13 protein-coding genes and 3 pseudogenes are annotated in these 12,129 nt (G+C 59.5%); 11 read left to right on the top strand and 5 right to left on the bottom strand.

The genetic code is table 11. The annotated features are described in order from the left end of the window. Window positions 1-75 precede the first annotated feature (75 nt). A complete protein-coding gene (locus B4920_RS16410; RefSeq protein WP_079435796.1) occupies window positions 76-981 on the top strand; it encodes a transglutaminase family protein in 906 nt (301 codons plus the stop codon). 43 nt (window positions 982-1,024) lie between these two features. After that, window positions 1,025-1,555, top strand: coding sequence for a hypothetical protein (locus B4920_RS16405; RefSeq protein WP_079435712.1), 531 nt, complete (start codon window positions 1,025-1,027; stop codon window positions 1,553-1,555). 3 nt (window positions 1,556-1,558) lie between these two features. Here the strand turns inward: B4920_RS16405 and B4920_RS16400 are convergent, their stop codons facing one another. After that, complete coding sequence (locus B4920_RS16400; RefSeq protein ID WP_079435711.1) at window positions 1,559-2,155, bottom strand: DUF938 domain-containing protein; 597 nt, start codon at window positions 2,153-2,155, stop codon at window positions 1,559-1,561. 158 nt (window positions 2,156-2,313) lie between these two features. On the opposite strand from B4920_RS16400, the gene B4920_RS16395 reads away from it, so the two are divergent. Then, entirely contained in the window at window positions 2,314-3,462 is a 1,149-nt protein-coding gene (locus B4920_RS16395; RefSeq protein ID WP_079435710.1) for a TIGR03088 family PEP-CTERM/XrtA system glycosyltransferase, read from the top strand. 22 nt (window positions 3,463-3,484) lie between these two features. Here B4920_RS16395 and B4920_RS16390 read toward each other — a convergent pair. The 3 genes and pseudogenes from B4920_RS16390 to B4920_RS30980 all read right to left on the bottom strand — a co-directional run. After that, window positions 3,485-3,963, bottom strand: a pseudogene (locus B4920_RS16390) (IS5 family transposase). 295 nt (window positions 3,964-4,258) lie between these two features. Then, window positions 4,259-4,603, bottom strand: a complete 345-nt coding sequence (locus B4920_RS16385) for a hypothetical protein (protein ID WP_254050967.1) — start codon at window positions 4,601-4,603, stop codon at window positions 4,259-4,261. A gap of 45 nt (window positions 4,604-4,648) precedes the next feature. After that, window positions 4,649-4,723, bottom strand: a pseudogene (locus B4920_RS30980) (zinc-ribbon domain-containing protein); the annotation flags it as partial. A 99-nt stretch (window positions 4,724-4,822) separates the two neighbouring features. Here B4920_RS30980 and B4920_RS30975 point away from each other — a divergent pair. Then, window positions 4,823-5,071, top strand: a complete 249-nt coding sequence (locus tag B4920_RS30975; RefSeq protein ID WP_079435795.1) for a helix-turn-helix transcriptional regulator — start codon at window positions 4,823-4,825, stop codon at window positions 5,069-5,071. Between the two features lie 22 nt (window positions 5,072-5,093). Here B4920_RS30975 and B4920_RS30505 read toward each other — a convergent pair. Next, window positions 5,094-5,377 (bottom strand): annotated as a pseudogene (locus tag B4920_RS30505) (IS3 family transposase); the annotation flags it as partial. Window positions 5,378-5,764: 387 nt separating this feature from the next. On the opposite strand from B4920_RS30505, the gene B4920_RS16370 reads away from it, so the two are divergent. The 7 genes from B4920_RS16370 to B4920_RS16345 all read left to right on the top strand — a co-directional run bounded on the left by B4920_RS16370 (window position 5,765) and on the right by B4920_RS16345 (window position 12,090). After that, window positions 5,765-7,099 (top strand): site-specific integrase, encoded by a 1,335-nt coding sequence (locus tag B4920_RS16370; protein WP_216819905.1) that lies wholly within the window; start codon window positions 5,765-5,767, stop codon window positions 7,097-7,099. A gap of 296 nt (window positions 7,100-7,395) precedes the next feature. After that, window positions 7,396-8,172 (top strand): hypothetical protein, encoded by a 777-nt coding sequence (locus B4920_RS28870; protein ID WP_139379535.1) that lies wholly within the window; start codon window positions 7,396-7,398, stop codon window positions 8,170-8,172. A 272-nt stretch (window positions 8,173-8,444) separates the two neighbouring features. Continuing rightward, window positions 8,445-8,576, top strand: coding sequence for a hypothetical protein (locus tag B4920_RS30780; protein ID WP_256376093.1), 132 nt, complete (start codon window positions 8,445-8,447; stop codon window positions 8,574-8,576). Further along, window positions 8,573-8,878, top strand: a complete 306-nt coding sequence (locus B4920_RS16360) for a hypothetical protein (RefSeq protein WP_079435705.1) — start codon at window positions 8,573-8,575, stop codon at window positions 8,876-8,878. The genes B4920_RS30780 and B4920_RS16360 overlap by 4 nt, the downstream gene beginning before the upstream one ends. 265 nt (window positions 8,879-9,143) lie before the next feature. Next, complete coding sequence (locus tag B4920_RS16355) at window positions 9,144-9,398, top strand: AlpA family transcriptional regulator (RefSeq protein WP_079435704.1); 255 nt, start codon at window positions 9,144-9,146, stop codon at window positions 9,396-9,398. After that, a complete protein-coding gene (locus B4920_RS16350; RefSeq protein WP_079435703.1) occupies window positions 9,395-10,102 on the top strand; it encodes a hypothetical protein in 708 nt (235 codons plus the stop codon). Before B4920_RS16355 ends, B4920_RS16350 begins: the two co-directional genes overlap by 4 nt. Continuing rightward, a complete protein-coding gene (locus tag B4920_RS16345) occupies window positions 10,099-12,090 on the top strand; it encodes an AAA family ATPase (RefSeq protein WP_079435702.1) in 1,992 nt (663 codons plus the stop codon). Before B4920_RS16350 ends, B4920_RS16345 begins: the two co-directional genes overlap by 4 nt. Window positions 12,091-12,129: the final 39 nt, after the last annotated feature.

The following is a 12,129-nucleotide window of genomic DNA, read 5'->3' as shown; positions in this document are numbered from 1 at the left end:
TGTTAACGATGGTCATTTTTCTCCCGCCGGATGACCCGCGTTTGTGCGTTCAAGGCTGTGTTTCCAAGGGCGCTTATGGTCAGGCTCAAGTTTTCCGTCGAGCTTAATTACGAGGTCGCGCCGCCGGGCTGTGACTTCATCTTCAACATCCACGCCGCCCATACCCGCTACCAGCGGGTTGTGACGGAGATGATGGAACTCGGGCAGTTTCTTTTGCCGCAGGTTCATACCGACGCAACGACAGGCAATCGCTACATGCGCCTGAAGGCCGAGCCCGGGCGTTTGCGCCTGCGCTATAGTGCCACGGTGGACTTGCAGCATCACGTTGCCTCACCAGAGAGCGTGCCGGAGGTTCCGGTGGCGCGCCTGCCCGCCGATGTGCTTACATATCTTTATCCCAGCCGCTACTGTCAGTCCGACCGTTTGTATGACGTGGCAGGCCGTGAATTCGGCACGTTGACGCCGGGCTACGGGCGGGTGAGGGCCATCTGCGAGTGGGTTGGCCGGCATGTGACCTTCAAGTCGAACACCACCAATGCGAGTACGTCCGCATTGGACACGCTCGGAGAGCGTGTTGGAGTGTGCCGGGATTTTGCCCACCTGATGATTGCTCTTTGCCGGGCCCTGAATATTCCGGCCCGTTTTGTCGCGGGCATCGACTACGGTGCTGATCCGGCGCTGGGGCCGAGTGACTTTCATGCTTATGTGGAAGTCTACCTTGGAGACCGCTGGTATCTCTTCGACCCCTCTGCGACGGCGATTCCGATGGGTTTGATGCGCTTCGGAACCGGGCGTGATGCGGCAGACGTGTCGTTTGCGACGATTTTCGGTCCGGTGCGGGCCGAGCCGCCCAGGATTGCCATCGAGGCCGTGTCTGACCCGCTGGCTGGCTTCGAGCTGCCGCGCAAGCGCACCGAAGCCTTGTCTACCGACGATGGCTCTGCTGTGCTGATCGGCACTCGCCTGGCGCCGCTGAGTTGAGTTGCGGCAACGTACAGAACACTCTATTCAACAGGAGATTTCCATGAGCAGCACGATCGAGGATATTGCCGCCCGGCACGGGTTCAGCGCCGATGCCGGCCGAGCTGCCTATTCGGCCTTGCAGGCCGGTGGCTACAGCCAGGCCCAGTTCAGTCATCCCGAACTGGGCGGGATGGGGCAGTGGATGAGCGGCGGCATGATGATGATCGGTGACATGTTCAACGAGGGGCTCAAGTGGCGCGTCGGTGCCCTCCTCAGTGAATTGTCCCAGCATCGGGAGGTGCCGCCTGCGGCTGTACCGGCCGGCAACAATTGGGGTTTCGCCCAGTCGGCCAACTGGTGGCCGGCCGAATTGGGCTCGCCGGCGAGTTCCGGTAGCCAGAACGACATGGCGTATGCGTGGTTTCCGAATGCGGGCAAGTTGCTGGTGAAGCTATCGGGCGATGTGTTTTCCTTCGACACAGGAAATCTGTCCATCTATGGCGTGCAGCAGCAACAGGGGGGCGGGATTGGTTCTGTCGTTCTGAACACGTCCAACGGGCCGATGGGGTTGCTGGGGCTGAACCGCGCGTGATGGTCAGCGCCGCTGCCAGCTCAGGCAGCGGTTGTTGGCTGGCATCGCCTCATCGGCGACAAGTTCGAAACCACACTCCGCAGCCAGGGCATCGACCGCTTCGAAGTCCCGGATGCCGGATTCGGGATTCATGGATTTCAGACTGGCATCGAACTTGGCATTGCTGATGCTGGTGAAGTGCCCTTCATAGTTGAAAGGGCCATAGACGGTCAGGTATGCATCGGGGGTGAGCACTTGAGGCAGGCTCCGGAAGAAGGCCCGGACGCTGGCCCAGCTCATGATGTGCAGGGTGTTGGCCGTGAACACGGCGTCGAAGCGTTCGATGGGCCACGGACCATTCACATCAAGTTCGAGCGGAGACGGCGTGTTGGGCAAGCTGGCCCCTGCAAGCCATTGCCGGATACCTGGCAGACTGTCGGCCCGGTCGCTGGTCTGCCAGGACAAGTGGGGCAGAGCGGCGGCAAAGTGGACCGCATGCTGACCTGTCCCCGAGCCGATTTCCAGAACCTTCCGAGATCCGGCGAAGCGGATGCGCAGTACGTCGAGGATGGCGTCCCTGTTGCGGTCGCAGGCGGGGGCGTAGGGTTTGTCGCTGTTCATTGTGGTGGTCTTCGTGTTCGTCCTGTCGGGAGGTGGCGCGCGTTGACTGCTGCCAGGTGACGGAAATTGCGTGCTTCCAGGAAATCCGTCCGGAATAGGCGGCAAAGAGACCTGCTATAGTCCGCGACTGATTCGGAGAGTCTCCCAGGCCTGGAAAGATGAGCGACAGTCGCCCCCTGATTATTCACATTGTCTACAGCTTCGATGTAGGCGGTCTCGAGAACGGTATCGTAAACCTGATCAACCGGATGCCTGTAGAGCGTTTCAGGCACATGATCGTTGCTCTGGCCTACTGCTCGCCATCCTTCTGTCAGCGCATACAGCGCAGTGACGTTGAATTCGTCTCGATCAACAAAGGCGCAGGGCATGGTTTCAGGTTGTACCCGAAGATCTACCGGATGCTGCGGCAACTCAAGCCTGCCGTGGTGCACACGCGCAATTTGGCTGCCCTCGAGATGGTGGTGCCGGCCTGGTTGGCGGGGGTGCCCTTGAGGCTGCATGGAGAACACGGCTGGGACAACTCCGATCCGGATGGACGGAGCCGCAAGTACCAGCTGCTGCGAAAAATCTATTCCCCGTTCGTTAGCAGATATATTGCCCTGTCGCGGACGATCGAGTCTTATCTTGTAGAACGGGTTGGTATCGAGGCGGGGCGTGTCCGACGTATCTGTAATGGAGTGAACGCCGATCGTTTCGTGCCGGCCTCGACGCGGCGGGACATTGCCGGCTCACCGTTCAACGATCCCGGCCTTTACGTGTTCGGCACCGTCGGTCGTCAGCAGGCTGTGAAGGATCAGCCAACGCTGGTCCGCGCCTTCGCGGTGTTCGTGCGAGCAAATCCGGAGGCCGCTCGACGTGCGCGCCTGATCCTCGTTGGCGACGGACCGCTGGCCGGAAGTCTTGCGGCGTTGGTGAAAAGCGAGGGGCTGGACGATCTGGTGTGGATGGCGGGCGAGCGTTCCGATGTGCCGGAGATCATGCGGGGTCTTGATGTTTTCGTGTTGCCATCCCAGGCCGAGGGCATCTCCAATACCTTGCTGGAAGCCATGGCGTCGGGTCTGCCTGTGGTTGCCACTGCAGTGGGGGGGAATCCTGAGCTTGTCGTCGATCAGCAAACCGGTTTGCTCGTGCCAGCGGTAGATCCGGAGAGGATGGGGGTCGCATTTGAAATGCTGTTCAACGACACCGCAAAGGCTCGTACGATGGGAGCGGCAGGGCGCGAACGCGTGCTCGCCAACTTCAGCATGGATGCGATGATGGGCAATTATCTGGCGCTCTATGAGGGGAGCCCCGGTAGACCCGCTTGATAGAAGAGGGACTAGGGTGTGTTCACATTAGCCAGATATAGGCACAAGCGAGTTGCGGGAATGCATTGAAGCGTGTGACCAGCTTGTCATAGCGCGTTGCCAGACGTCGTAATTGCTTGAGGCGGTTGAAGAACCGTTCAACGAGATTTCTGGCCTTGTAGTGGTGCCAATCAACCGCGCGCGGGGCCTTGCGGTTGCTGCGCGGCGGGATGATGGCTTGAGCCCCGCGCCTTCGATCGTCTGAATCAAGCTGTCACTGTCGTAGCCCTTGTCAGCAATGACCGCTCCGGCCTCGAAGCGCTCGATCAATGCGGCCCCCTGCGTGACGTCCGCGACTTGTCCTGCGGTCAGAATCAAGCGGATCGGATTGCCCAGCGCATCAACGCAGGCGTGGATCTTGGTGGTCAGTCCGCCGCGTGAGCGCCCAATGGCCTGGTCCTGATGCGTACCGTTTTTTTCGTGCCCCGGCCGCGTGCTGATGCGCACGAACAATCGTGGCATCGATGAACAACTCTTCAAGATCCGCATCGTCAAGATGAAGCCAAAGGCGTAGTCTCCTTCTTAGTTCTCTTCGGGGTGGAGAAACTTCTGGAGCTTGAACATCCTTACGCTGAGGGTTTTGCTCGCACATCCTTAGCCAGCCTGCCCACCTCACACGGTGCTAACTCTAGGTTCTTGCGGCTCGTACAGTCCGGCAACGACGTGATAGCCTAAGGACGATAGAAATGACGCCATTACGCATCGAAGGACTGTAACGATACATAGGGCCATCGAGAAATATCCAAATAGCCTTCAACTACTTCAATAAATCGCGAGCTTCTACCTTGAAGCCGGTCTTGCATTGGCGGACACAGTCCTCACCCTCATCGCCTGCTCTGTCGCTGCAGCCTCTTTCCATCATTTGTGAGGCCATCAAGTCAACTTGAGCAGCCTGATTGATGTTCGCCATATAGACCTTCGCTATTGCGGCACCGTAGTCGAAGCAGTGTTCATCACGGGGGGCAGTCGCTTCCTGTACGGGTTTAGCCGCAGGGGTGGGCCTTTCAAGATGACTTTCTTTTGGGGTGGTGGCAGGCGTACCGCCCTCCTTTTTGGGGGCTAAAATGGAAACCAGCATGCCTAGCCCAAGGACGATCAGCATAAATTTGCTGAAGCTCCCCATCCCCTTTCGCTTCGCGGGCGCTGGCGTCCCACAACTCGGGCAGCTTTTAGCCTCAGTGCTGATCTGCTTCCCGCACTCTCTACACGCAACTAGCGCCATAACCATCCTCATCTATGCAAAATAAGCATTTTGCAGCATATGCTATGAAGACGGAAGCGTGCAGAGCCGCGAACCTTGCCCAACTTATTGGGCAAGGCAGTGGAACCAGATCAGGCGTTCGGACGAGTGGTGCGGGAACTTCGGCAGCGGAAACGTCTGTCGCAGGAAAAGCTCGCCTTCGCAGCAGACCTTGATCGGAACTACATCTCGTTGATAGAACTCGGGAAGAACTCTGCCAGCGTGAAGACGGTTTTCAAGCTTTGTACAGCCTTGAAGGTCCGCCCGTCTGAATTTTTCGGGTTCGTCAAAGCTGAACTTTCTGGGGGGCGAGCTCTAATGGCAGACTGAATTGCTCAGTCAATCAATGTCAGTTGTAGAAGCCAGCGATGTGCTCGGTAACATCGCGTGTGGCTTCGGCATGGTTGGCGTAGTCACGTTGCCAGACACGCTCCATTTTCAGGTTCAGGAAGAAGCGCTCCATCACTGCGTTGTCCCAGCCATTGTCTTTTCGGCTTATGCTGCCTGCAAGCTGTGGCGCTCAAGCAAGCGGCGGTGGGCCTTGCTGGCATATTGATTGCGGCGCTTGGAATGAACGATCAGGCCGGGCTCAGGGCGGTGCTGGGTGATCGCCATCTGCAGCGAGGAGCACACCAATAGCCGTGTTGTCGGTTGTGACGCTCTTCTGTCCGCGGGGTGTGTCAAGGACGCCACTTCGGCAACCGGGCATTGGAAGCGATTGCCTTACGGCAACCAAACAGCTACTAGGGTAGCTCTTGACTGCTAGAAAGCAAAAAGCCAACTCCGAAGAGTTGGCTAAGTGCTTGATTCTATTGGTCGGGGCGGCGGGATTCGAACTCGCTACCCCTTGCACCCCATAATGGTTTTATGACGTTTCCTGATACGACCTGATATGAATGGGTGTGTTTTAAGTAGTTGATTTTCAATGATTGATCGGCTTGTGGTGGTTCATCGCAAGTCATACAATCTCACTGTGTCTCACGCCAAGGTGTCACCAAAAGTGTCACCAGTCACAGGGGATTGATGATGGGCAAGCTGAACGACAAGGCAATCAAGGCCGCAAAGGCTGATGATGCCGACGCATTTCTGAGCGACGGCGGCGGGCTGTACCTGCGGGTGCGAGTGTCTGGTTCCAAGGTCTGGCTGTACCGGTACAAGACCGGCGCTAAAACTCGGTGGCTTGAAATTGGAACCTACCCCGAGCTATCCCTTGCCGACGCGCGCGGGCTGGCAGTTCAAATTACGGCCAAGCGGAAGCAGGGCATCGATCCCATAGAAGAACGCGAGAACGAGGAAGCGCGAAAGCGCGCAGAGGCGGAAGCGCAAGCTGCTGAGCAGGCGAAGATCAATGCCCGAATCACGGTCCTCGATCTGTTCGAGCGCTGGGCCTCTGTTGATCTGATCCGCCGCAAGGATGGTGGCGCAGAGGTTCGCCGCATGTTCGAGAAGGACGTATTGCCGATCATCGGCACCCTGGCTGTCGAGGACGTGCGAAAAGGCCACATTACCGGCGTGACGGATGCCCTCTTGGCGCGCGGCGTACCGCGAATGGCAAAGCTCATCTTCGGCCTGATTCGTCAGATGTTCCGCTTCGCGGTGGATCGCGACATGATCGAGTTTGAGCCGTCCGCCAGCATCCGAAAGGCGAAGATCGGCGGCAAGGACACCGAGCGCGACCGGGTGCTATCCGAGGATGAAGTCAGGGCGCTGACACGGCAGCTTCCGCAGTCTGGATTGTCGGAGTCGGCGCAGCGGGCCGTCTGGATCGCGTTTTCGACGTGCTGCCGGATTGGGGAACTGATGGCCGCACGCTGGGAGCACGTGGATTTCGAGCGCGGAACATGGTGGATTCCGCCGGAGCACAGCAAGAACGGAAAGGCCCACACGGTGGCGCTTTCCGACTTTGCCCTGGCCCACTTCCGGGCCCTGAATGACACAGCCCAGCATCGAGGCGCGGAGACTTGGATTTTCCCCAACCGCTATGGCACCGGTTCGGTGTGCCCCAAGACCGTGACCAAACAACTCGGCGACCGCCAACGCCCGGGCCTGCCGCCGATGAAGGGCAGGGCAAAGGCCGAGCTGTCCGATACCCTGGTGCTCACCGGCGGGAAGTGGGGGCCGCATGACCTGCGCCGCACTGGCGCAACGATGATGGTGGAGCTTGGCGTCCTGCCGGAAGTGGCCGAACGCTGCCTGAACCATACCGAGCAAAACCGCGTGAAACGAACCTACCAGCGGCACAGCTACGCGAACGAGATGCGAGAGGCTTGGCGTCTGCTGGGCGAACGCCTGGACCTGCTGACTCGTACCGATGCCGCCAACGTGGTGCCATTGCACACAGCCAAGAATGCAGCCTGATGAACGCGTAGGACTTTGCGCGTTCGCGCTGAATGAGGTCGTGCCCAAACTACTCACATTTGTCTGTTTTGTGGCACAGTTCAACCATGAAAGCACTTAAAAGTCGTCTCGCTAAGCAACTTCTTGCTGATCCGGATGCAAGGAAGTCCCTCCGCTCTTTCTTGATGGATAGGGCGTCCCCGTCGCTCGCAAGTCAACGCGATAATCCGACAACGGATCAACTCATAGTTATCCGCACGGAGGGAAAAACAGTGCATGTCATGCCTAAAGTCGTCCTAAGGGAAGCTTAAGGCCCGATGAATTTCGCACTGCCGGCTATTGTTGTTTTCGTCATCCTTCTTCCTGGATTTGTCGCGCGATCACGCTTCAAACGAGTAGAGCGAACGGCAATCGATCATTCGCCGTTTGGTAATGTGGTGACAGAGGGGGTGCTTCTTGCAGCTTTCCTTCACCTTATCTGGATTTGGGGAATGGCTTTTCTGTGTGATCGAGCTTTGGCTCCCGAAAAAGTCCTCCCGCTTTTTACTGCCAGTTCCGAAGCCCAAAAAATTGCTGTTGCTGCTATCAGCGCACAATTTGGAGATGTCTCGAAGTATTTTCTTTCCTTACTTATTTCGTCCTTCTTAATCCCCGGTTTAATTCGCGATGTTGTGAGCCGTTGCCGTCTGGATATCCATGAGAACCCATTAAGTCGCATGCTTCGATTTAATGGCGCGCCTTGGTATTACCTACTGAGTGGCGCTGATTTCTCCAAGAGCAATGAGCCGGATATGGTGTCGGTTAGTGCGATAGTGGATGTGGCTGGAGAGGCCTTTTTGTACGTGGGTATCTTGGAAGACTATTTTGTTGACCAAGAAGGAGGCCTTGATCGCTTCATTCTCAGCGAAGTATCTCGCCGTCCGATTGCCAAAGACAAAATACCGGAGCAACTAGACGATAAGGATCAGCGCTTTTACCCGATAGACGGTGATTACTTTGTTCTTCGGTATAGCGAAGCCATAACAATGAATGTCCAATACATCAAGCTAGAAGAGCAGGGAAAAGGAGCATCAGTCGATCCCGCCCAATCTTGACACCACCCCCTGACCGGGGCACTATATAAATGCCCCTGAGACAGAAGGGGCGCGGGATTGGCGTCCCGTAACCTACAGGCCGATTGAGGCCGCGCACGACGCGGCTTTTCTACGTCGGTTGCATGGCTGCGCCTGTTCAATGGTGGGGCCGTGCGGTGGAGCCTTCGGGCTCGCCGGTTTCCTGTAGGCCGGTACGCCAACTCCGCACGGTTCCTGCCGCCCCATTGGCGTGGGGCTGCGGGAGTTCTTGACCGCACTACGGGAGCTTCACCATGCACAACATCACTGCAGGCGTTATCACGCCCACCCTTTCCGCCCGCTTCACCCTCTACCGTACCCTGCGCCGCATCACCGGCCCAGCCGTTGCCTACCGCCTGACGTTTGCCGGGAGGGCCGCAGCATGAGCACGACCGCTCACACCATTGAGGCCTTCTCCTGGCTGTCCAATGACGCCCGGCATATCCCTGGAGCCACGCATGCGGAGCACACCCACGACACGGCTAAAGGTATTGCGCTGATCCTGCAGATGGTCGAGGCAGCTGATCTAGCCGCCGACGACAACGGCCCGATGCTGATGAGTGCCGATGATCGAGGGGCGCTGATCCGCCTGGCCATCGCATCGGCCAAGATGCTGCAGGCCGAAGCCTGGAAGCACATCGGGTGGCTCAACACCCATGGGGTAGCGCAGGCCAAAGCCGTAGCTTGATACAACTTGACCGCCCTGTGAAACGTCGTGTAGCTTTCCCCCACCACCTTCCCTTCCGCCACAGTCTGGACGAGCCAGCAGCCGGGAGAGGTCAGCCGCTGAAATAGCGGCAGCGTGCCAATGTGAAACCCCGCTTGTTTTGCCCCGTGGGGTGTGAAGTTGGACGAGGCCCAGGACAGTCTTTCGCGACTGGGGGAAGAGTGGTAGGGCGCTTAATTGCCGCCCGACCCGCATCACAAGGGCGGCTCTGACAGGAGTCCGCCGAATGGCTACCCCTCGCACCCCCGAAACATCCGCGTCGTCCATCGTCCTGCTGGGCCAGCTCCCAGCTGAAGGCTACGTCCGGCAATCGCAGCTCATCCCCGCCATCGTTCCGTTTTCGCCACCGACGCTCTGGCGGAAGGTGAAGGCCGGCACGTTCCCCAAGCCCGTGAAGCTCTCGCCCCGCATCACTGCGTGGCGTGTGGAGGATGTGCGCGCCTGGCTCGCAAACCCCAACGCCAGCGGGGGTGCTGCATGACGACGAAGAACGACAAAAAAGCCGCTCGAGGGATGACGCCCCCGGCGGCTTTGGATACTGCATTCGGTCCCTCAAATCATACCGGAAACGCTGCTACTCACAACAAGGCAGGCCTTTCGGTTCTCCGCGAAGCCGCGATAGCCGAGCAGCAGCATGGGCGCGACCCTGCGACAAAGCCCCAGGCCGCCGCGCATGAAGCTGGGCACATCATCCTTGCCTATGCCGCTGGGGCCATCGTTACCGGTGCGCGCATCTTCGAAGAACCCGGCCGGCGCGCCTGGATCGGCATCACCCACCACATAACTCCTGATCCGACCGGGGCCGTCGGGGGAAAGGGCACTGGCTTTACCACCGTCGCCGCAGCTCCCATCTGCGCGTTTCGCTACGCAATCATCACCGCGGCTGGCTTTGCGGGTGAAGTCCTGGCCGGCTTGGATCACCCCGCATCGTCGGTCGATGAACGATGGACGGCACTTCGCATCTGCGCGCAGCTTGATAAGGCTTTGGGCATGCCCGACGGCACAACCCTTCATCTTGTCGGCACTTTCACCGACAACGTGCTGGCCGATCACCGGGCCCAGTTCGCCGCCATCCGGGCTCACCTCGAGCGTAATCGCCGCCTCACCCGCGGCGAAGCGGCCCGGATGCTGGCAAACGTCCAGCAGGCCGACCTTGCGGCGTGCCTGAAGGGCGGTGTTCAATGAGCACGCCGACCGAAGCTCTCCAGATCGGAAATGCTGACTTCCTTCGGGGCATCCGAGGTGAGCTGGAGGGCGATCAGCATTTATGGGTGTGCTCGTTCGCGGAGGACCCTGAAAACGGTCGGTGGAGTGGGCGGGCGGTTCTGCCTGGAAAGCCCTTGCATCTCCCGCCGGAGCACAACAATTACTTCTCCGTAGCATCGCTGGTCGGCGGGCGAAGGGCCGGCGCCAACTTCGTCAGGCTGTTGGCGCTTGTTGCCGATGACGCCGACCGGTCAAAGCTGCGGAGTCCTCCATCGTGGGTGCTTCGCACGTCGGCGCACAAGCAGCAGATCGGATTCATCCTGCGCGATGATGACCCGGCAGTCCGCGATCCGATGCAATGCAAAGTGGCGTTGCAGGCGCTGGTGAAGCGCGGCCTGGCTGCTGCCGACAAGAGCGGCAATAACCTGGTGCGCTACGTGCGCTTGCCGGTTGGCACCAACACCAAGAGGACTTACCTTGCGCCATTTCCCCATGAACTGCTCGAGTGGCGGCCAGAGGTTCGGGTTACGCTGGCTGAAGCGCTTGAGGCCTTCGGCGTGTCGCCCGACCAGCCGACGGAAGAGTCAGTACCGCCCACAGTCACCTCGCCCCCTGGCACGTTTGGCTTGTCGTTTCTCGTGAGCGCCATGTCGGCCCTCGATCCCGATATGGGGCGTGAAGCGTGGTTGCACGTCGGGATGGCGCTGCATCACGAAAGCGGGGGCTCTGAGGAAGGACTGGACGCCTGGGATGGCTGGAGCTCACAGAGCCTTGTGAAGTACGTCGGTCGCGAGGATCTGGAGACGCGCTGGGCTTCGTTCGGCCGCAGCTCTGCGACACCCGTTACCGGTGGAACGCTCCTGCGCATGGCTGCGGAGGCGGGATGGGCAGAGCCACACGAAGAGATTGCCAAGGACTTCGACGTCATTCCGTCGGCCGGAGATGCGGCCCCATCCCGTTTTCAGGTCGTCCCGGCGAGTGCATTCTCACGAGGCAGGCCGCCCGGCTGGCTGGTGAAAGGCGTAATACCGAGGGCCGAACTTGTGGTGCTGTTTGGTGAGTCTGGCTCTGGCAAGTCGTTCCTTGCCTTGGACATCGGCGCTGCCGTTGCCCGGGGCGTGAATTGGCGTGGTCATCGCACTGCGGCGGGGCGCGTGATCTACATTGCCGCCGAGGGTGGGGGAGGGTTTCGCAATCGGATCAAGGCCTATGAGATCCACCATTCCACCAGCTTCGACGGGGTACCCTTCGGCGTGATTCATGCCGCCCCGAACCTCCTGCAGAAGGCGGACGTGATCGCCGTGTGCAAGGCGATCGATGCAGCCGGTGGGGCGGACCTGATCATCGTCGATACCTTCGCCCAGACGACCCCAGGTGCCAATGAGAATGCTGGCGAGGACGTGGGCAAGGCGCTTTCCAACTGCCGAGGGATGCATCGGGCCACTGGTGCCGTGGTGCTTCTTGTCCACCACGCGGGGAAGGACCTATCTCGGGGTGCTCGCGGATGGTCCGGCCTCCGTGCTGCGGCCGATGCCGAGATCGAGGTGTCACGGCTGGGCATCGGGCGTCTGGCACGCTCGACGAAGCAGAAGGATGGCGAGGACGGTATCGAGTGGGGATTTGATCTCGAGCGCGTTCCCGTCGGTATGGATGAGGACGGCGACGTCGTCGAGTCGTGTGTCGTCATCGAAGCTGGCGTGCCGACAGTCATGAACGCGAACCGGCGGCGTCCGGCCGGCAAGTGGGAACGCTTGGTGATGGAGGTCGTCGGGGAGGTCGCCTTTACTCAGTCGGTCGGGATTGAGATCAACCATGTACTGGCCGAGGTAGTTCGGAGGTCGGATGCACCGGAGGGCGGAGGGCGTGACACCCGGAAGCAGCAGGCCCGTCGTGCGCTGGAGAAACTCTGCGAGGGGGAGCAACCCCTTTATCAGATCGATGATGACTGCCTGACGGTGATCGCATGAACGTGCAAAAAATTGCGTGCAACTTGCACCGTCTTTTGC

Source organism: Zoogloea sp. LCSB751 (genome assembly GCF_002028455.1).
Lineage (GTDB): Bacteria > Pseudomonadota > Gammaproteobacteria > Burkholderiales > Rhodocyclaceae > Zoogloea.
The sequence above is the reverse complement of the archived record's forward strand: the minus strand, read 5'-3'. Positions and strand labels throughout refer to the sequence as shown.

Coding starts and splice junctions, on each gene's coding strand:
- B4920_RS16345 (WP_079435702.1), top strand. CDS start 10,099: ATGAGCACGCCGACCGAAGCTCTCCAGATCGGAAATGCTGACTTCCTT.
- B4920_RS16400 (WP_079435711.1), bottom strand. CDS start 2,155: ATGAACAGCGACAAACCCTACGCCCCCGCCTGCGACCGCAACAGGGAC.
- B4920_RS16410 (WP_079435796.1), top strand. CDS start 76: ATGGTCAGGCTCAAGTTTTCCGTCGAGCTTAATTACGAGGTCGCGCCG.
- B4920_RS16360 (WP_079435705.1), top strand. CDS start 8,573: ATGAGCACGACCGCTCACACCATTGAGGCCTTCTCCTGGCTGTCCAAT.
- B4920_RS30780 (WP_256376093.1), top strand. CDS start 8,445: ATGCACAACATCACTGCAGGCGTTATCACGCCCACCCTTTCCGCCCGC.
- B4920_RS16350 (WP_079435703.1), top strand. CDS start 9,395: ATGACGACGAAGAACGACAAAAAAGCCGCTCGAGGGATGACGCCCCCG.
- B4920_RS16370 (WP_216819905.1), top strand. CDS start 5,765: ATGATGGGCAAGCTGAACGACAAGGCAATCAAGGCCGCAAAGGCTGAT.
- B4920_RS16355 (WP_079435704.1), top strand. CDS start 9,144: ATGGCTACCCCTCGCACCCCCGAAACATCCGCGTCGTCCATCGTCCTG.
- B4920_RS16395 (WP_079435710.1), top strand. CDS start 2,314: ATGAGCGACAGTCGCCCCCTGATTATTCACATTGTCTACAGCTTCGAT.
- B4920_RS16385 (WP_254050967.1), bottom strand. CDS start 4,603: ATGCTGATCGTCCTTGGGCTAGGCATGCTGGTTTCCATTTTAGCCCCC.
- B4920_RS28870 (WP_139379535.1), top strand. CDS start 7,396: ATGAATTTCGCACTGCCGGCTATTGTTGTTTTCGTCATCCTTCTTCCT.
- B4920_RS16405 (WP_079435712.1), top strand. CDS start 1,025: ATGAGCAGCACGATCGAGGATATTGCCGCCCGGCACGGGTTCAGCGCC.